The sequence below is a fragment of the Flindersiella endophytica genome (assembly GCF_054779015.1).
The window spans coordinates 824,808-842,389 of record NZ_BAAGYY010000009.1 but is presented as its reverse complement, the minus strand read 5'-3'; the positions used below and the strand labels follow the sequence as shown (position 1 = coordinate 842,389).

Sequence of the window (17,582 nt, the reverse complement as noted above, 5' to 3'; positions counted from 1 at the left end):
AGGATCAGCGCGCTATGGTCTGGGCCTAGTTTGGTGAGGCTAACCTAAAGTGACCTAAGGTGGGCGACGACGTGCCATCCGTGACAGATCGAGCCGCTGGCCCTGCTGGTCCCGCCGGCCCCGCTGACCCTGAGGTGCTGTCCGACGTCGTCCTCTCGCGGCAGTCCGCGCGCGAGTCCTCGGCGCGGACGTATGCCCGCTCGTTCCCCATCGTTCCGGTCCGGGCCGCGGGCATGACGCTGACCGGCGCCGATGGGCGGGACTACCTCGACTGCCTGTCGGGTGCGGGCTCGCTGGCGCTCGGTCACAACCACCCGGTGGTCGTCCAGGCGCTCCGGCGGGTGCTGGACTCGGGCGCGCCGCTGCACACACTCGACCTGGCGACGCCGGTGAAGGACGCGTTCGTCGAGACGCTGTACGACCTGCTGCCGCCCGCGTTCGCCAGCCGGGCGCGCATCCACTTCTGCGGGCCGACCGGTGCCGACGCGGTGGAGGCGGCGTTCAAACTGGCGCAGACGGCGACCGGGCGGTCGGGGGTGCTGGCGTTCACCGGGGCGTACCACGGCATGACCGCCGGCGCGCTGGCCGCGACCGGCAACCTCGCGGTCCGGGCGCCTCTCGCGCCGCCGCTGACCGAGGTCGGGCGGCTGCCGTTTCCGTACGCCTACCGCTGCCCGTTCGGGGTGGGTGGGGCGCGGACCGGTGAGCTGTCGGCCGCGTACGTCTCGAACCTGCTGGCCGACCCGTCGAGCGGCGTCCGCCCGCCGGCCGCGATGATCCTCGAGCCCGTTCAGGGCGAGGGCGGCGTGATCCCGGCGCCGGACGACTGGATGCGTTCGATGCGCTCGACCACCCGGCAGCACGGAATCCCGCTGATCGTCGACGAGGTGCAGACGGGCGCGGGTCGTACCGGTGCGATGTGGGCGATCGAGCACAGCGACGTGACGCCGCCCGACATCCTCGTGCTCTCGAAGGCGATCGGTGGCGGGCTACCGCTGGCGGTGCTGGTCTACTCCGACTCGCTGGACGGGTGGAAGCCCGGCGCGCACACCGGCACGTTCCGCGGCAACCAGCTGGCGATGGCCGCGGGTGCGGCGACGCTGGCGTACATCGCGGAGAACGGGCTGGCCAAGCGGGCCGACGAGCTCGGCACCCGGCTGCTGAGCTCGCTGCGGGGCCTGGCCTCGGACCTCCCGAGCATCGGTGACGTCCGTGGCCGCGGCCTGATGCTGGGCGTCGAGGTGGTCCGGCCCGACGCTCCGGCGGACGCGGTCGGCGCTCGGCCGGCGGCGCCGGAGCTGGCGCAGCGGATCCGGCAGGCCTGCCTGGACAGAGGTCTGATCGTCGAGCTCGGCGGCCGGTCAGACTCGGTCGTACGCCTGCTGCCCCCGCTCACGATGACCGACGCCGAGGCCGACTCGGTGCTCGGCCGACTCGCCGAGGCCTGGGCGAGCGTCGCATGACCAGTGTCCTGGATCCGAGCTGTGCCGGCTGTTTCGCTGCCTGCCGTTTCGTGGTGCGGACGGCTAGCTGCCTGTGGGCGGATGACCACGTTAACCACGCCAGCAGGTGCTTCGCCACGACCCGGGGCGTGGTTAACCAGCTAATTGCGTGGTTAACGTGGTCATTCGCACGACAGCGGAGGTCTCTGCGAGCCTGCTGTGCCGGGGGGCGGGTGAGTGGCGCGTGATCGCATCGTTGCTGGGCACCGCGGCCGAGGCGCTCGCGCAGGGGCGGGCGGCGCGCAGCGGGCCGCTCGTCGGTGGGCCCGAGCTCGTTCGGCAGCTCGTCGGCGACGTGCTTGGGCCGACCTCGCTGCCGGCCAAGGGTGCCGGGGACGAGGCGGCGCTTCGCGAGCTGGGGCGGCTGGCAGCACTCGGTGCCGCCGATCCCACGCATCCGATGTGTGCTGCTCATCTGCACTGCCCGCCGCTGCCGGTCGCGGTTGCGGCGGAGGTGCTGATCGCCGCTCTCAATCAGTCGCTCGACTCGTGGGACCAGGCGCCCGCCGCCACCGAGATCGAACGGCAGGTGATCGCCGACCTCGCCGCGCTGGCCGGGTTCGATCCGGCGCTGGCCGACGGGACGATCACCTCCGGCGGCACCGAGTCGAACCTGATGGGCCTGCTGCTTGCCCGCGACAACCGCGCCGGCGACCATCCGCTGCGGATTCTGTGCTCGGAGCTCGCGCACTTCTCGATCGCTCGCAGCGCCGCCTTGCTCGGACTCGGTGAGAGCGCCGTCGTCCCGATCGCGGTCGACGCGCACGGGCGGCTGGACGTGGCCGCACTCGCCCGGTCGCTGGCCGATCGGCCGGCCGGCAACGCGATCGTCGCCACGGCCGGCACCACCGACCTCGGGAGCATCGACCCGCTGGCCGACGTCGCCGCGCTCGCCCGGGCCTACGACAGCTGGCTGCACGTCGACGCGGCGTACGGCGGCGGCGCGTTGTTCTCCGACCGGCTCGCGCCGCTGCTCACCGGGCTCCGGCTGGCAGACTCGGTCTCGCTCGACCTGCACAAGCTCGGCTGGCAGCCGGTTCCGGCGGGCGTCTTCCTGGCCCGCGACCGGTCCGCGTTCGATCCGCTCGCGCGCAGCGTGCCCTACCTCAACCCCGTCGACGACGAGCAGGCCGGCTTCCCGAGCCTGCTGGGCCGATCCCTGCGTACGACGCGACGGGCGGACGTGCTGAAGCTCGCCGTCACGTTCCGCGCGCTCGGCCGCGAAGGGCTCGGCGAGCTGGTCGATCGCTGCCACGAGCTCGCCGAATACGCTGCCGGCCAGATCGCCGCCCGGCCCGCGCTGGAGCTGCACAGCAAGCCCGTCCTGACGACGGTCCTCTTCTCACATAGCTTCACCGTCAACGCAGCCCTACGCCGACGGCTGCTGAACCAAGGCCGGGCCGTCCTGGGGCGGGCCGACCTCGACGGGCGGACCTGGCTGAAACTCACGCTGCTCAACCCCTGGGCTTCCCACGCCGACATCGACGACCTGCTGGACATCGTGGTCGCAGCGGGCGAAGAGGAGTCACCATGAGTACTGACGCGCACGCCGTCGCGCACCAGGCGGCAGCCGAGAACCTCCTGCGCTGCTGGGTTCGCGAGACCGGGGTGACCCGGCCTGCGGGCGGCGTCCTCGAGCTCGAGCTGACGGCCTCGGGGACGCGGCTGTCGGCCGACGTGTCGCACTGGTCGGCGTCCGGCTGGCACCGGTTCGGCGAGGTCCGGCTCAACGGCGTTCCGGTCGTCGACGCGGCGACGGTCTCGGCGCTGCTTGCCAGGGAGGCCGCGGCCCGGCAGCAGGTCCCGGCCTACAGCGGCGCCTCGCTGGTGGAACGCGTCCTCGACTCCGCGCGCCGGGTCGCCACGCACGTCGCCGCACGCCAGGCGGCCGTCGAGCCGCCCGCTCAGAACTCCTTGTTCCTGAACGCCGAGCAGGCCCTACTGCTCGGTCATCCGCTGCACCCGACGCCGAAGAGCCGCGAGTCGCTGACCGACTCCGAGGCCGCCGAATGCTCGCCGGAGCTGCGCGGGTCGTTCCCGCTGCACTGGTTCGCGGCCGACGAGTCGATCGTCTCGCAGGACTCCGCCTTGCCGGACAGCGCGGCCGGCATCCTCGCGGCGCTGTCGTACCGCTGCCTGGACGTACCGGCCGGTACGGTCGCGATCCCCGCACATCCCTGGCAGGCAAGGGATCTGGTCCGGCGGCCCGGCATCACCGGGCTGCTGGAGAAGGACCTGCTGCGCGACCTCGGACCGTGCGGCCCGCCGTGGTACCCCACGTCGTCGCTGCGTACGGTCTACCGGCCGGACGCGCCGGCGATGCTCAAGCTGTCGCTCGGCGTGCGGATCACCAACTCCCGCAGGGAAAACCTCCGCAAGGAGCTGCTCCGTGGCGTCGAGGTGCACCGCCTGCTGGAGGCCGGCCTGGGCCGGCTGCTGCACGCGGAGCATCCGACGTTCGACATCGTGCGCGATCCCGCCTGGCTCGCGGTCGACCTGCCAGGCGATCCGCCCGACTGTACTTACCCGGCCCCCGCGGCCTACGGCCGCACGGGCCCACCCCACTCCTCCGGACTCGACGTGATCGTGCGGGCCAACCCGTTCCGGCTGACCGACCGCGTGTCGTGCATCGCCGGGCTGGTCGCCGAGCAACCGGGGATCGGGCCGTCCGCGCTCGGCAACGTGGTGCGTGAGCTGGCCGCTCGTACCGGCGACTCGCTCGCCGCGACCTCGGCCGAGTGGCTGCGACGCTACCTGGACGTGGTGATCCGGCCGGTGCTGTGGCTGTACGCGACGCACGGGATCGCACTCGAGGCGCACCAGCAGAACACGCTTGTGCTGCTGGACTCCTCCGGCTGGCCGGTGGGCGGGCGGTACCGCGACAACCAGGGCTACTACTTCGCCTCGTCCAGGGTCGGAGCTCTGCAGGAGATGCTGCCGAAGCTCGGCGTCGAGTCCGACACAACGGTGCCGGACGAGGTGGCCGACGAGCGGCTCGGCTACTACCTCGGCGTCAACAACCTGCTGGGCCTGATCGGCGCGTTCGGGTCGCAGGGCCTCGCCGACGAGAGCGACCTGCTGCGCGTCGCGCACGCGCAACTCTCGGCCGTGCACCAGGAGCTCGGCGAACGCCCGGCGACGCTCACGACGTTGCTCACGTCGAAAACCCTGCGCTGCAAGGCGAATCTCCTCACCCGGCTGCACGAGATGGACGAGCTGGTCGGCCCGGTGTCGACGCAGTCGGTCTACGTCACCATCGCCAACCCGCTGGTGGAGGCCGCCGGGTGAACACGTTCGAGCTGCGGCGGCTCACCGACGCCGACTATCCCCTGCTGACCGAGTGGATGAACGATCCCGAGGTCGCGGAGTTCTGGCTGCTGGCCGGGCCGGAGGCTCTCACCCGGGCGCACGTCGCGCACGTGTCGGCAGACGGTCACTCGGTCTCGTATCTCGGACGGCTGGACGGCGAGCCGATGAGCTACTGGGAGCTGTATCGCGCCGATCAGGACGCGCTGGCTACGCACTATGCCGCCGAGTCGTACGACGGCGGGATTCACCTGCTGCTCGGACCGTCGCGGTTTCGCGGCAAGGGGCTCGGGGCGCAGTTGCTGCAGGAGGTCGCCCGGCGGATGTTCGCCGAGGAGCAGCGGATGCGGCGGATCGTGGCCGAGCCGGACGTACGCAACGAGCGGTCGGTGCGTTGCTTCGAGCGGGCGGGCTTCGTGCGGGTCGCCGAGCTGGAGCTGCCGATCAAGCAGGCCGCGTTGATGGTGAAGGAGCGCGCTCGTGACTGAGCCGTACGACCTGGTAGGTGTCGGCATCGGGCCGTTCAACCTCTCGCTCGCCGCGCTGGCCTCCGGAGTGGACGGGCTGCGGGCGCGCTTCTACGACGCGAAGCCCGAGTGGAGCTGGCACCCGGGGCTGCTGTTCGACGAGGCCAAGCTGCAGGTGCCGTTCCTCGCCGACCTGGTGACGCTGGTGGATCCGACCAGCCGCTGGTCGTTCCTTTCGTACCTGCGCGAGCACGACCGGCTGTTCCCGTTCTATTTCAGCGAACGGTTCCACGCACCGCGGCGGGAGTACGACCACTACTGCGGGTGGGTGAGCCGGCAGCTGCCGGCGTGCGTGTTCGGATCGGCGGTGGAGTCGGTCGAGTGGGACTCCGGCCTGTTCGTGGTGCGCTCCTCGAACGAGACCGTGCGAGCGCGCAACGTCGTGCTCGGACTGGGGACCGAGCCGGTGGTGCCCTCCTGCTTCGCTCCTGTGCTGGGCGAGCGCGTGCTGCCGGCGGCGGACTATCTGTTCCGCCGGGACTCGCTGCGATCGCTGGGCGACGTCACGGTGATCGGGTCCGGACAGACGGGCGCCGAGGTGTTCCTCGACCTGCTGCGTTCGGCGGTGGCAGCCGGATCAGCCGGGCAGCGGTTGCGCTGGCTCACCCGGTCGCCGGCGTTCGCGCCGATGGAGTACTCCAAGCTCGGGCTGGAGCACTTCACGCCGGAGTACACGCGTTACTTCCACGGGCTGCCGGCCGCGACGCGCGACGCGCTGTTTCCGCGGCAATGGCAGCTGTACAAGGCGATCAGCGACGAGACGATCTCGGAGATCCACGACCTGCTCTACGACAGCACGGTCGGCGGCGGCTGGCCGGACGTCCAGCTGATGCCGAACGTGGAGGTGGTGTCGGCCGCGGTTGGCGCTGATGCCGATCTCGAGGGCGTTGAGCTGGGGTGCCGGCACGTCGAGCAGGAGCGGTCGTTCGGCCTGCGTACGGACGCGGTGGTGCTCGCCACCGGCTACCGGCAGCGGCACCCGGCCGTCCTCGATCCGCTGAAACCCCTTGTGCGCTGGGACGATCGGGGCCGGTTCCAGGTCGGCGCGGACTATCGGGTGTCCGCCGCGCTGCCTGGAGGCGGACTCTACGTGCAGAACGCCGAGACCCACACGCACGGCGTCGGCGCGCCGGACCTCGGGCTCGGGGCGTACCGCGCGGCCGTGATCCTCAACTCCGTCTGCGATCGGACGGTCTACCGGCTGCCGGCGCGGACCGCGTTCACCACATTCGGCGTACCACCCGAGGAGGACCTCCATGTCGCTGCCCGTCCCCGCTGAGCTCACGGCTTCGAACTGGAAGGAGGCCGGCCGCCGGCTGCTGGCGAAGGCGCTGGCGGAGTTCTCGTACGAGGAGCTGCTGACCCCGGTCGCCGAGGGCGGCCGTTACCGGGTCGAGCTGGGCGACGGGCTGGCGTACACGTTCGCCGGCCGGCGTGGCTCGTACGAGTCCTGGTTCGTGGACCCGGAGTCGATCGTGCGTTGCGAAGCGGGCTTGGAGGAACCGGCCTGCGACGTCCTGCAGTTCGTGCTGGACGCCAAGCAGGCTTTGGGCCTGACCGGCGACACGGCCGGGCACCTGGTGCGGGAGCTGACCGCGACGCTGAGCGCCGACGTCCGGCTGGCCGCGTCGGCGCTGCCCGCCGCCGAGCTGGCGGAACTGCCGTACGCGGAGCTGGAGGGCTACCAGACCGGGCACCCGTGGATCGTGCCGAGCAAGGGGCGGATGGGCTTCTCGGCCAGCGACGCGTTCCTGTTCCCGCCGGAAGCGCGCCGGCCCACCCGGCTGCCGTGGATCGCGGTCGAGCACAGCCTGGCGTCGTACCGCGGGGTGCCGGGGCTGCCGGTTTCGTCGCTGTACGAGGGCGAGCTCGACGCCGCGACGCGCTCGCGCTTCACGGCCGTGCTGCGGGACCGCGGTCTTGATCCGGCGTGGTATCACTGGCTGCCCGTGCACCCCTGGCAGTGGGACGAGATCGTGGTGCCGTTGTTCGCGCCGCAGATCGCGGCCGGGCGGATCGTCGCGCTGGGCGAAGGGCCCGACGACTATCTGGTGCAGCAGTCGGTGCGTACGTTCACCAACGTGACGACGCCTTCGCGACACCACGTCAAGCTGCCGTTGTCGGTGCTGAACACGCTGGTGTGGCGGGGCCTGCCGACCGAGCGCACGCTGGCGGCTCCGGCCGTGACGTCGTGGGTGCTGGGGTTGTACGACGCGGATCCGTTCCTGGCTTCGGAAACGCGCCCTGTGCTGCTCGGCGAAGTGGCGTCGGTGACCGTCCAGCACAAGGCGCTCGAGTCGATCCCGGACGTGCCGTACCAGTACCGCGAGCTGCTCGGCGCGATCTGGCGCGAGCCGCTGGCGCCGCGGCTGGACGATGGCGAGCGGGCGCGTACGCTGGCCGCGTTGCTGTACGTCGATCCGGCGGGGCGCAGCCTGCTGGCCGAGCTGGTCGCGCGTTCGGGCCTGCCGGGCCGGGACTGGCTGGCGGCGCTGTTCCACGCGCTGCTGCCGCCGCTGCTGCACTTCCTCTACCAGTACGGCCTGGTCTTCTCACCCCACGGCGAGAACACGATCGTCGCGTACTCCTCCTCCGACGTTCCGACGCGGCTGGTCATCAAGGACTTCGTCGACGACGTGAACATCAGCGGGAAGGCGCTGCCGGAGCTCTCCTCGCTTCCGCCGGAGGTCGACGAGGTGCTGCTGCGCGAACAGCCGGACTTCCTGTGCCAGTTCATCCACTCGGGCCTGTTCGTGGGTCACTTCCGCTACCTCGCGGAGCTGGCCCGCACCGACCTCGACGTCCCGGTGACGGAGTTCTGGGCGATGGTCCGCGCCGAGATCGACGCCTACCAGAGGCGCTTCGCCGACCGCCTGAGCGAACGCTTCGCGGTGTTCGACCTGCTCACGCCGCGGATCGAGCGGCTGTGCCTCAACCGCAACCGCCTCCTCCTCGACGGCTACCGCGACCGCCCCGAACGCCCCCACGCCGCCGTCCACGGCACCATCCCGAACCCGCTGGCGTGAGGGGCACAGCTCCTGACATGGAATGATGCTCTGTTGTGCGACGGGGTATCCAGCATCCAGCGCGGGCGGTCCCGCTGGCGTTCCTCCTGCTCATCGCGGTGGGCACGGTCGTTCTCATGTTGCCTGTGGCCCGGGCGGGTGGGGGCGCGGCGCCGGTTGTGACGGCGTTGTTCACGGCGGCTGGTGCGTCGTGCGGAGCGCTGGCCGTCGTCGACACGGCGACGTACTGGTCGGCGTTCGGCAAGGTTGTCGTCCTGCTGCTGATGCAGGTCGGTGGGCTCGGCATCATGACGCTCGCCACGCTGCTCGGCCTGCTGGTCTCCAGACGCCTGGGCCTGCGGACCCGGATCGCCGCGCAGTCGGAGACGAACACGCTCAGCCTCGGCGACGTTCGGACGGTGTTGCGGGGCATCGCGATCACCACGGCGAGTGTCGAGGGGGTCGCCGCGGTCATCATCGCGGGCCGGCTGGCGCTGGCGTACGACTTCGGCCTGCTGAAGGCCCTCTGGTTCGGGGTGTTCCACGCGGTCTCGGCGTTCTGCAACGCCGGCTACGCCTTGTTCAGCGACAACCTGATGGGGTTCGTCGCCGACCCGTGGATCTCGATCACGGTGGCCGTCGCGTCGCTGATCGGCGGCCTCGGGTTTCCGGTCGTGATCGAGCTGTGGCGCGAGTGGCGGCGGCCCACCGGCTGGACGATCCACACCAAGCTCACGGTGCTCGGCACCGCCATCCTCACCGCCGGTGGGATGCTGCTCGTGCTCGCGTTCGAGTGGACCAACCGCGGCACGTTCGGCCCGCTCAGCGTCGCTGGGAAGCTCGTGGCGGCCTTCTTCGCCTCGGTCACTCCGCGTACGGCGGGCTTCAACTCCATCGACTACGCCGCCGCGACCCACGAGACGCTCGCGGTCACCGACGGCCTGATGTTCATCGGCGCCGGCAGCGCCGGCACCGGCGGCGGCATCAAGCTGACGACGTTCTTCCTGCTGGGCTTCGTGATCTGGGCCGAGATCCGGGGCGAGCCCGACGTCACGGTGTTCCACCGCCGGGTCGGATCGCAGACCATCCGGCAGGCACTGACCGTCGCCCTGCTGGGTGTGGGCCTGGTCGCAATGGCCACCATGGCGCTGCTGATGCTCACCGACCACTCGCTCGACGTGATCCTCTTCGAATGCCTCTCCGCGTTCGGCAGCGCCGGGATGTCGGCGGGCGTGACCTCGACCCTCTCGGCGCCCGCGCAGGTCGTGCTTGTCATCCTGATGTACGTCGGCAGGGTCGGCACCATCTCCGTGGCGACGGCGCTGGCGTTGCGTAACCGGCCGGTGCTCTACCGCCTACCGAAGGAGCGTCCGATTGTTGGGTAAACAATTGCTCGGAAGCAGGCGGGCCGAGCTCGACAGCTTCGTGGTGATCGGGCTCGGGAGGTTCGGCGCCACCGTCGCCGAGTCGTTGATGCGGCTCGGCCACGAGGTGCTCGCGATCGACGAGAACGCCGACATCGTACGCGGGCTGGCCGACCGCCTCACCCACGTCGTACAGGCCGACGCGACCGACCAGGACGTGCTGCGGCAGCTCGGCACGCAGGAGTTCCCGTGCGCCGTCGTCGGGATCGGCACCGACATCGAGGCCAGCGTGCTCACCGTCCTCGCGCTCGACGAGCTCGGCATCGGCGAGATCTGGGCGAAGGCCGACAGCGACAAGCACGGCCGCATCCTGCAGCGCACCGGTGCCCACCACGTGGTCTACCCGGAGTCGGCGATGGGCGAGCGGGTCGCCCACCTGGTCACCGGCAAGATGATCGACTTCATCGAGTTCGACGACGGATTCGCGATCGTCAAGACCCGCGCACCCCGCGAGGCCGCCGACAAGACGCTGGCCCAGTGCGCGCTGCGCTCGAAGTACGGCGTGACCGTGGTCGGCATCAAGCGGCCGGGCACCGACTTCACCTACGCGCGGCCGGAGACCGTCGTACGCGGCGGCGACGTCCTGATCGTGTCCGGACCGACCAAGCTCGTCGAGAAGTTCGCCGCGCTCACCTGAAGTCCGGCTGCGGCCGGTCCTGCTCGGCCAGCCGCGTCGCCATGCAGCCGGCCAGATGATGCCCCAGCTCGCGGTAGGCCTCGAAGTCGAACTCGCCGTACAGCTGGTCACCCGTCGTCCGGCGCGGGAACTCCGGGTGCCGCGCGGCATACGCCTCTACGTCCCACGGCAAGTCAGGCGTCAGCAGCGCCTTCAGTACGTACAGCTCGATCGTCTTGCCATCCGGGCAGGTCGCCGTCCCATGCGCCCACGCCCGCTCGGCCCGCACACCGTCGTCGCCGCGGCGCATCGGCCGCAGGTCGAGCTCGATCTCCACGCCGAGGTCCATCCGCGCCGTCGCGATCGCCAGGCCCACCGAGGTGAACACGTCCTCGGTGTCGTTGCTCGCGTCGACCACGATGATGCGGTCCGGCCGCCGGCGCAGCGCCTCGACCAGGCCCAGCTGGTCGTAGTGCCCGCCGTCGGTGACGTAGAGCCGCCGGTCGTAGAGCGAGGTCGCCCCGAACGCCTCCTTGAACAGGCGGTACGGCCCCGGCTTGTCGACCAGGCTCACGATGTGCGCCCAGCCGGACGCGCCGAACGCCACCAGCCCGCCGAACGGTCCTAGCTTGCCGGCGTCGGCCGCAGCCCGGCAGCGATCGGCGAAGCTGGCCGAGCTGGAACTCGTTCCCCAGTAGGGATTCGGCAGCCACACACCGAGCCGCGCGTTGACCATCGCGAACAGCAGTCGCATCGGGCGGGTACGGAAGTAGTCGCGCCCGGTCAGCGGCGAGAACGCCGCGCCGCTGATCGCGATCGCGCCGGGCACCGTGACGTCGCGACGGCGATAGTCGGCCCGTCGTTCGTACGCGTCAGTACGCACCATGCCCTGCGGCGGCAGGCTGACGTCGCCGACGACGCCCGTGCGGTGCGGATCGAAGACGAACGGCACGCAGTTGCGGTCGGCCGGCACGAAGTCGCGGTCGAACGCGCTGGCCGCCGCGACCACCACCAGCTCCGGCCCACCGTCGGCGGTGCCGCCCGTCCGCGCCCAGTCGGAGTAGGGCATCGGAAGGGTGTATTCGTACGGCAACGCCTCGCCGTCGGTCCGGCGCACGAGGTAGGCGTTGGCCAGCCGCTCGCGGTAGTAGGGATGCAGCGACATGCGGGTCGCGTCGGTGAACACGCGGATCACCAGCACCAGCGCGGCACACGTCGCGGCGACGTCCCAGTCGTCGCGCCAGGTGGAGGTGCTCCGCGCGTAGTTCGTCGTCCAGCCCAGCAGGACCACCAGGCCGACGACCGCGATCAGCACGGTGCCGAGCCACGGCACCAGCCGGACCCGCAGCCAGCCGGCGACCTGCGCGACCATTCCGTCTGTCAGCGCGACCGTGCCGGCCTCGGTGAAGCCCTTCCACGCCGACCGGGCCAGCGCGAGCAACGCCGCTCCGAGCCCGCCGACCACCGCGACGCCGAGCTCGGTGTTCAGCAACACCTCGACACCGGTCGCGGCGACGGCCGGCGCACCGGCCGCCACCGGCTCCCGCCAGGCGATGAAGCGGGCGATCACCCATGGCACGCCGAGGAACAGCACGGGTGTGATGAGCGCGGGAATCGTCAACCACTGCGCGAAGTCACGCGCCTCCGTCCGCAGCAGCCGAGGGGGTACGTGGAACCGGTCGACGGTCGCCTCGACCAGGAAGATGCCGACGGCCAGGGCCAGCGGGCCGAGCGCGGCGATCCAGTACCACAACGGCAGGTCGCGGTATTGCGCCGAACGATCGTCCGGCCCGAGGATGCCGGCCTCGTGGATCGCCCAGCCCAGCAGCCACGAGATGCCACGCAACAGGACGGCCGCGAGCACGAGGTTGACCACGACGCCGTAGACCAGCGACATGATGCCGCGCGCGCTGACCGCGACGGACGGCAGGAGGTAACGCGTGCGCCTGCGCAGCCGGGCCAGCTCGGGCGATCCGGGCGCGAACGGCGGTGGATCCTCCAGCCGCAGCGACTTGCGTACGACGTGGAACGCCGCGGCGAGATAGCCGCCACCACTGACGCCGATCACCGCGGACGCCTTCTGGTAAAGGCCTTTCTCCGAGAACAGCTGCAAAGCGCCGAGCGAGAACGCGGCCGAACGGATGCCGCCGCCGGAGCAGCAGATCACCGTGCCGCCTTCCACGCTTGCCGGAAGCGCGATCGAGCTGCGCTCGCCCTGCGGCTCGACGACGACGGCCCGGCGCATCCGTTCGCGGGCACGGTCGAGCGGCCGGCTCAGCCGGGCCAGCCAGGGCAGCCGGCGGTGTACGGGGTTGAGGCAGGCGAGGAACGCGAAGAACAGCAGGACGACACCGGCGACCCAGAGCGTGCGCACCAGCGGCGTGAGCGTCGCGACCTCGAGTGAGGCGCAGGCTCCACTGGGGAGCACCGCGGAGGCGAATCGCCGCCACAGAACGAGGTTCTCGACCAGGTCCAGCAGCGCGGCGAGCGTGACCAGTGTCGTTCCGAGCAGGCTGACGGCACCCAGCACGGTCTCGGCCGGCTGCTTCTCCATGATGAACCAGCGGCCGCGCCAGGCAGCGGGGAGGTAGGTGTAGATGAACAGCAGGTCGACGAGGATCGACAGCCGGCCCGGGATCTCGCAGGTGCCCGAAAGGCCGAGGCGCCCCACCGGGTCGCCGGCCCGCACGGCCAGGATCAGCGGAAGCTGGACGAGGAGTAACACCGCCGCGATCGCGACGCTCCGGCGAAGCAGGCGCCAACGGCCGACCTCACGTACGTTGATCCTGCGTGCACCCTCCGCGACCTGCACCATGCGGGCCATTCTTGCGTACTCCACCCCCATACCGGACGCCGCTGGCCACGTCCTGCCTCCCTTCTCGCGGGACGGTCAGCAGGGCTCGATCGCGGTCACCCAGTACGGCGTCGTCGGCTCGGGAGTCGTGGTGAAACGGGCGTTCGGGAGGTAGAGCCGGTCGTCGAACGCCGCCACCGTCGTCGGTACGTCGAAGCCGGGATCGGTCAGCAGCTTGACCAGCTGCCCGCTGCCGCCGGCCCGGTCGAGACGCAGCGCGGCGACCTGGTTGAGCCGGTTCTGCACGGCGTACAACGTGCGGCCGCGCAGCAACAGCCCGTCGCCGTTGGCCAGCGACGTTTCGCCGAGTTCGACCTGATCGGTCACACCGGTCCGCGGGTCGACCCGGAACAGCAGGCCCTTGTTCGACTGCACGACGAGCAGCGCCCGGCCGTCCGGCGTCGGCGCGATCCCGTTGGCGTTGTTGCCTTCCGCGAACACCATCTCCCCGGTCAGCGGCAGCTTCACCACGTCCGCGGCGGCAGGCAGGCGGCCGTGCCGGAGCGGAACCTTGTACAGGAACGGCTGCAGCGAGTCGGTGAACCAGGCCGCGCCCTGCGTCAGCACGACGTCGTTGACGAACGTCGGCCCGGCCGCCGGGTCGGCGAACTGGTAGCTGGCCAGCACGTCACCGGTCCGGGTGTCGACGATCCGGCCGTCGCCCGCGGCCCCACCGGAGACGAACAGCCGCCCGGCGTCGTCGGTCTTGACGCCGACCGACGGCGTTCCCGGTCCCTGGCTGATCACGCCGCCCTCGCCCGTACGCAGATCGGCTCGGAAGATGTCGCCGTCGAGCCGGGAACCGAAGTAGGCAAAGGGTCCTGGCCCGATTGCAATGCCTTCGGGCTGGAATCCGTTGGGCAGCTCGATCCTGGTGGGAAACGCCGGCCGGTCGTGGGCAGCGAGCGCGGGCGCGCCACTGGTCACGAGACCGAGCAACGCCACAGCGGCGACGGTCAGGATGCCGCGTCGGAACATGGCAGGGGGGCGGTGGGGCGTGGCGTAGCCACGCTGGGGGCGAGGCATCAGTCCTCCAAGGGTTGATGGACGAGAACTCCCCGCGGACGTGTGAAAGACGCGCTCAGCAGAGGCTGACGGCGGTGACCCAGTAGGGAGTGGTGGGCTCGGGCGTCGTGTTGAAGCGGGCGTTCGGGAGGTAGAGCCGGTTGCCGAACGCCGCGACCGTCGTCGGCACGTCGAAGCCGTCGTCGGTGAGGGTTCTCACCAGCCTCGCCGTGGTTCCCGCGGCGTCGAGCCTGAGCACGCTCACCTGGCCGGAGCCGAGCACGACATAGAGCGTCCTGCCGCGCAGGAGCATGCCGTCGCCGGGCAGGGCCTGGCCGCCGAGATCGACCTCCGTGCTCGCCCCGCTGCGTGGATCGACGCGGAACAGCTTCCCGGTCGCGGACTGGACGACGAGCAGCGCACGCCTGTCCGGCGTCGCCGTGAGGCCGTTGGCGTTGAATCCCTCGACCTGGACGTAGTCGCCGCCGAGCGTCAGCGTCGAGACGTCGGCCTGACTCGGCAGCTTTCCGTGCCGCAGTGGAAGTTTGTAGAGGAACGGGCCGAAGGAGTCGGTGAACCAGGCGGCGTCGCTGGTCAGCACGACGTCGTTGACGAACGTCGTCGTGGTGGCGGCGAGCTGGTAGCTCGCGAGCACCTCACCCGTACGCGTGTCGACCACGCGTGCGTTGCCGGCCGCTCCGCCCGCGACGAACAGGCGGCCGCGCGCGTCTGTCTTCATGCCGACCGACTGGGTGCCGGGCCCTTGGCTGATCACGCGGCCTTCGCCCGTACGCAGGTCGGCGCGGTAGATGTCGCCGTCGGCGAGCGAGCCGACGTAGCCGAACGGGCCCGGGCCGATCGCGATGCCCTCGGGCTGGAACCCGTTCGGGAGCTCGATCCTGGCCGGGAAGCTGTCGTGCGCGGCGAGCGCCGGTGTGCTGGTCGCGGCCAAGCCGAGCAACGCCGAGATGGCGACTACGAGCAAACGCCGGAACATGGCCACCGTCCTCATTCGGTCGGCTGCTTTCATGCTTATCACGTAAGGCGGCGCCGCGTGGTTCGAACGGCTCTACTTGCGCTGGAGCATTCCCACAGCCTGCCGATCGGCGAACCTCACCAGGAATCCGAGCGGTTTGCTCATAACGGGAAGAACGCGTGCGAGGCGGGTGCGGCCGAGCCGGCGCAGCAGGCGCGGGCCGATGCCGTTCATCAGCGCGGTGGCGCCGGGAAGCGGGCGGACCCACAACGTGATCTCCGCGATCTTGCCGGCGTCGTCGAACCGGAGCAGCGCGACCTCCTCGATCTCCTCGCCGTCGACGCGGGCCGTCGAGACGAGGGCTCGCGTTCGCTCGTCACCGAGCTCGGTGTGGTAGTCGATGCCCTGCAGGGTGGTCAGCGCCGCGCTCATCAGGTCGGCCACCTGCTGGTGCCCGGCGAAGACCGTCCGCGTGGTCAGCGGCGAACGGAACACGACGTCGGAGGCGAGAACGGTCAGCAGCAGCTCGACATCGGCGGTCTGGCAGGCGGTCTGGAACGTACGGACGGCAGCGTTGGTCATCGTGCCCCTCCTTGCTCTGTTGTGATGCCCTGAATGCCGCGCCACAGCAAGTCGGTGGTGAGCGCGACGATCTGGTCGCGGGTCAGGTCGCGGTGGCTCCACCACCAGGCGGCGATCGCGTTGACGGCCCACTTGGCGGCCTCGGCGAACAGCTGCCCGGCCCGGTCGCGGTCGAGGTCGGCCGACAGCGTGAGGTGCGGCACGCGCTGGAACAGGCCGGCCAACTGCGCGGTGGCGAGCTCCTGCTTGCGGCGCAGCGCGGCGGCGACGTCCGGGTCGCCCGGCGAGTCGAGGAAGAGCAGCCGCCAGCCGGCCTCGTTGCGTTCGATCCAGGCGAAGATCGTGTCGATGCTCCGGGCGAACAGCTCGGCCGGATCGTCGCTGTGCACGCCTGCCGACCAGCTCGCGATCAGGTCGTCGGCGTAGGCGTCGACGAGCGTGGCGTAGAGCTGGGCCTTCGACGCGAAGTGGTCGTACAGCACCGGCGTCGTGATGCCCGCTTCCCTGGCGACCTCGCGCATCGACGCCTGGTCGTAGCCGCTCCGCGCGAACACCTTCGCGGCCGCGTCGAGGATCGCCGCGCGGCGGTCGCCGGATCGCATCCGGCGACGTCGGGGAGGGTTTTGCTGGTTACCTGACATCGGTCAGGTAGTGTAGCGCGCTACCTAACGATCGTCAGGTAACGGCGGTTGTACCCTGGCCGTTCGCATCTGGACACGGCGGGCCAAAGGGGTAAGACGGTTGAAGGTACTGATCGCGGGCGGCGCCGGATTTATCGGAAGCACGATCGCATCGGCATGCATCGATGCGGGCATCACGCCCGTCCTGCTCGACAACCTCGTCACCGGGCGAGCGGAGTTCACGGTCGGGCGGACGTTCTATCCGGGTGACATCTCCGACCGGCGGCTGATCGACACCATCTTCGGCGAGCACCCCGACATCGCCGCGGTCATCCACTGCGCCGCGCTGATCGTCGTACCCGACTCCGTGGCCGATCCCGTTCGTTACTACCGCGAGAACGTCGCGAAGGGAGTCGAGTTCTACGAGCACCTGGTACGCAACGGATGCGAGCGGTTGATCTTCAGTTCGTCGGCGTCGATCTACTCCCCGGGCAAGGACTTCTCCGTCGACGAGGAGTCGCCGATCGCGCCGCTGAGTCCGTACGCCCGCACGAAGGCGATGTACGAGTCCGCCCTGCGCGACTTCACCTCCGCCGGCGGGCCGCGGGTGATCTCGTTGCGCTACTTCAACCCGATCGGCGCCGACCCGAAGCTGCGTACCGGACTGCAGGTGCGGCAGCCGAGCCACGCGCTGGGCAAGCTGATCGAGGCCTTGCGAGCCGGCCAGGAGTTCACCATCACCGGCGTCGACTGGCCGACCCGCGACGGGTCCGGCATCCGCGACTACATCCACGTGTGGGACCTCGCGCAGGCCCACATCGAAGTCCTGCGGCGGTTCGACGACGTGCTGGGGGCGCGGTCGTACGACGTCCTCAACCTCGGCACGGGCACCGGCACGACCGTCCGCGAGCTGCTGGCCGCGTTCGAGTCGGTGACCGGCGCGCCGTTGCCGGCGCGGGAGGCGCCACCACGCCCGGGCGATGCGGTGGGTGCCTACACGCGGACGGGAAAGGCCGAGAGCGTCCTGTCGTGGCGGCCGGAGCACTCACTGGAAGACGGCATCCGCGACACCCTGCGCTGGTTCGAAGCCCGCGACGACATCCTCCGGGCCGGCTGACCCACCGGTACACACCCTGTCGACAGCGGTTGTCCACAGCGTGTGGAA

Annotated in this window: 14 protein-coding genes; 9 read left to right on the top strand and 5 right to left on the bottom strand. The window is 70.6% G+C overall.

The window, feature by feature from the left end; genetic code table 11:
• The first annotated feature begins 80 nt into the window (after positions 1-80).
• From ACYVF6_RS09105 to ACYVF6_RS09070, 8 genes are all read left to right on the top strand, one after another.
• Entirely contained in the window at positions 81-1,463 is a 1,383-nt protein-coding gene (locus tag ACYVF6_RS09105) for a diaminobutyrate--2-oxoglutarate transaminase family protein (RefSeq protein ID WP_460518511.1), read from the top strand.
• Positions 1,464-1,686: 223 nt separating this feature from the next.
• Positions 1,687-3,036, top strand: a complete 1,350-nt coding sequence (locus ACYVF6_RS09100; protein WP_460518508.1) for a pyridoxal phosphate-dependent decarboxylase family protein — start codon at positions 1,687-1,689, stop codon at positions 3,034-3,036.
• Positions 3,033-4,790 carry an IucA/IucC family protein gene (locus tag ACYVF6_RS09095; RefSeq protein ID WP_460518505.1) on the top strand — a complete coding sequence of 586 codons (1,758 nt, stop codon included), beginning with the start codon at positions 3,033-3,035 and terminating at the stop codon, positions 4,788-4,790. The genes ACYVF6_RS09100 and ACYVF6_RS09095 overlap by 4 nt, the downstream gene beginning before the upstream one ends.
• Positions 4,787-5,296, top strand: a complete 510-nt coding sequence (locus tag ACYVF6_RS09090; protein ID WP_460518502.1) for a GNAT family N-acetyltransferase — start codon at positions 4,787-4,789, stop codon at positions 5,294-5,296. The genes ACYVF6_RS09095 and ACYVF6_RS09090 overlap by 4 nt, the downstream gene beginning before the upstream one ends.
• Entirely contained in the window at positions 5,289-6,614 is a 1,326-nt protein-coding gene (locus ACYVF6_RS09085; protein ID WP_460518499.1) for a lysine N(6)-hydroxylase/L-ornithine N(5)-oxygenase family protein, read from the top strand. Before ACYVF6_RS09090 ends, ACYVF6_RS09085 begins: the two co-directional genes overlap by 8 nt.
• Positions 6,592-8,361 carry an IucA/IucC family protein gene (locus tag ACYVF6_RS09080; RefSeq protein ID WP_460518496.1) on the top strand — a complete coding sequence of 590 codons (1,770 nt, stop codon included), beginning with the start codon at positions 6,592-6,594 and terminating at the stop codon, positions 8,359-8,361. Before ACYVF6_RS09085 ends, ACYVF6_RS09080 begins: the two co-directional genes overlap by 23 nt.
• Positions 8,362-8,396: 35 nt before the next feature.
• Positions 8,397-9,725: a TrkH family potassium uptake protein gene (locus ACYVF6_RS09075; RefSeq protein ID WP_460518493.1), complete on the top strand. Its 1,329-nt coding sequence runs from the start codon at positions 8,397-8,399 to the stop codon at positions 9,723-9,725.
• Positions 9,718-10,401, top strand: a complete 684-nt coding sequence (locus ACYVF6_RS09070; protein WP_460518490.1) for a potassium channel family protein — start codon at positions 9,718-9,720, stop codon at positions 10,399-10,401. The genes ACYVF6_RS09075 and ACYVF6_RS09070 overlap by 8 nt, the downstream gene beginning before the upstream one ends.
• On the opposite strand, the gene ACYVF6_RS09065 is transcribed toward ACYVF6_RS09070, so the two are convergent.
• From ACYVF6_RS09065 to ACYVF6_RS09045, 5 genes are all read right to left on the bottom strand, one after another.
• Complete coding sequence (locus ACYVF6_RS09065) at positions 10,394-13,195, bottom strand: hypothetical protein (protein WP_460518487.1); 2,802 nt, start codon at positions 13,193-13,195, stop codon at positions 10,394-10,396. The genes ACYVF6_RS09070 and ACYVF6_RS09065 overlap by 8 nt on opposite strands.
• Positions 13,196-13,270: 75 nt before the next feature.
• Positions 13,271-14,260, bottom strand: coding sequence for an SMP-30/gluconolactonase/LRE family protein (locus tag ACYVF6_RS09060; protein WP_460518484.1), 990 nt, complete (start codon positions 14,258-14,260; stop codon positions 13,271-13,273).
• A gap of 55 nt (positions 14,261-14,315) precedes the next feature.
• The gene (locus ACYVF6_RS09055; protein ID WP_460518481.1) at positions 14,316-15,251 is read right to left on the bottom strand and encodes an SMP-30/gluconolactonase/LRE family protein; all 936 of its coding nucleotides are present in this window, start codon (positions 15,249-15,251) and stop codon (positions 14,316-14,318) included.
• Between the two features lie 57 nt (positions 15,252-15,308).
• Positions 15,309-15,797: a nuclear transport factor 2 family protein gene (locus tag ACYVF6_RS09050; RefSeq protein ID WP_460518478.1), complete on the bottom strand. Its 489-nt coding sequence runs from the start codon at positions 15,795-15,797 to the stop codon at positions 15,309-15,311.
• Complete coding sequence (locus tag ACYVF6_RS09045; RefSeq protein WP_460518475.1) at positions 15,794-16,399, bottom strand: TetR/AcrR family transcriptional regulator; 606 nt, start codon at positions 16,397-16,399, stop codon at positions 15,794-15,796. The genes ACYVF6_RS09050 and ACYVF6_RS09045 overlap by 4 nt, the downstream gene beginning before the upstream one ends.
• A 139-nt stretch (positions 16,400-16,538) precedes the next feature.
• On the opposite strand from ACYVF6_RS09045, the gene galE reads away from it, so the two are divergent.
• Complete coding sequence (galE, locus tag ACYVF6_RS09040; protein WP_460518472.1) at positions 16,539-17,534, top strand: NAD-dependent epimerase/dehydratase family protein; 996 nt, start codon at positions 16,539-16,541, stop codon at positions 17,532-17,534.
• The last annotated feature ends 48 nt before the right edge of the window (positions 17,535-17,582 follow it).

What these genes read in the sequence shown, in the direction of transcription:
- ACYVF6_RS09050 (WP_460518478.1), bottom strand. Translation starts at nt 15,797, where the DNA reads ATGACCAACGCTGCCGTCCGTACGTTCCAGACCGCCTGCCAGACCGCC.
- ACYVF6_RS09055 (WP_460518481.1), bottom strand. Translation starts at nt 15,251, where the DNA reads ATGAGGACGGTGGCCATGTTCCGGCGTTTGCTCGTAGTCGCCATCTCG.
- ACYVF6_RS09065 (WP_460518487.1), bottom strand. Translation starts at nt 13,195, where the DNA reads ATGGTGCAGGTCGCGGAGGGTGCACGCAGGATCAACGTACGTGAGGTC.
- ACYVF6_RS09080 (WP_460518496.1), top strand. Translation starts at nt 6,592, where the DNA reads ATGTCGCTGCCCGTCCCCGCTGAGCTCACGGCTTCGAACTGGAAGGAG.
- ACYVF6_RS09060 (WP_460518484.1), bottom strand. Translation starts at nt 14,260, where the DNA reads ATGCCTCGCCCCCAGCGTGGCTACGCCACGCCCCACCGCCCCCCTGCC.
- ACYVF6_RS09095 (WP_460518505.1), top strand. Translation starts at nt 3,033, where the DNA reads ATGAGTACTGACGCGCACGCCGTCGCGCACCAGGCGGCAGCCGAGAAC.
- ACYVF6_RS09045 (WP_460518475.1), bottom strand. Translation starts at nt 16,399, where the DNA reads ATGCGATCCGGCGACCGCCGCGCGGCGATCCTCGACGCGGCCGCGAAG.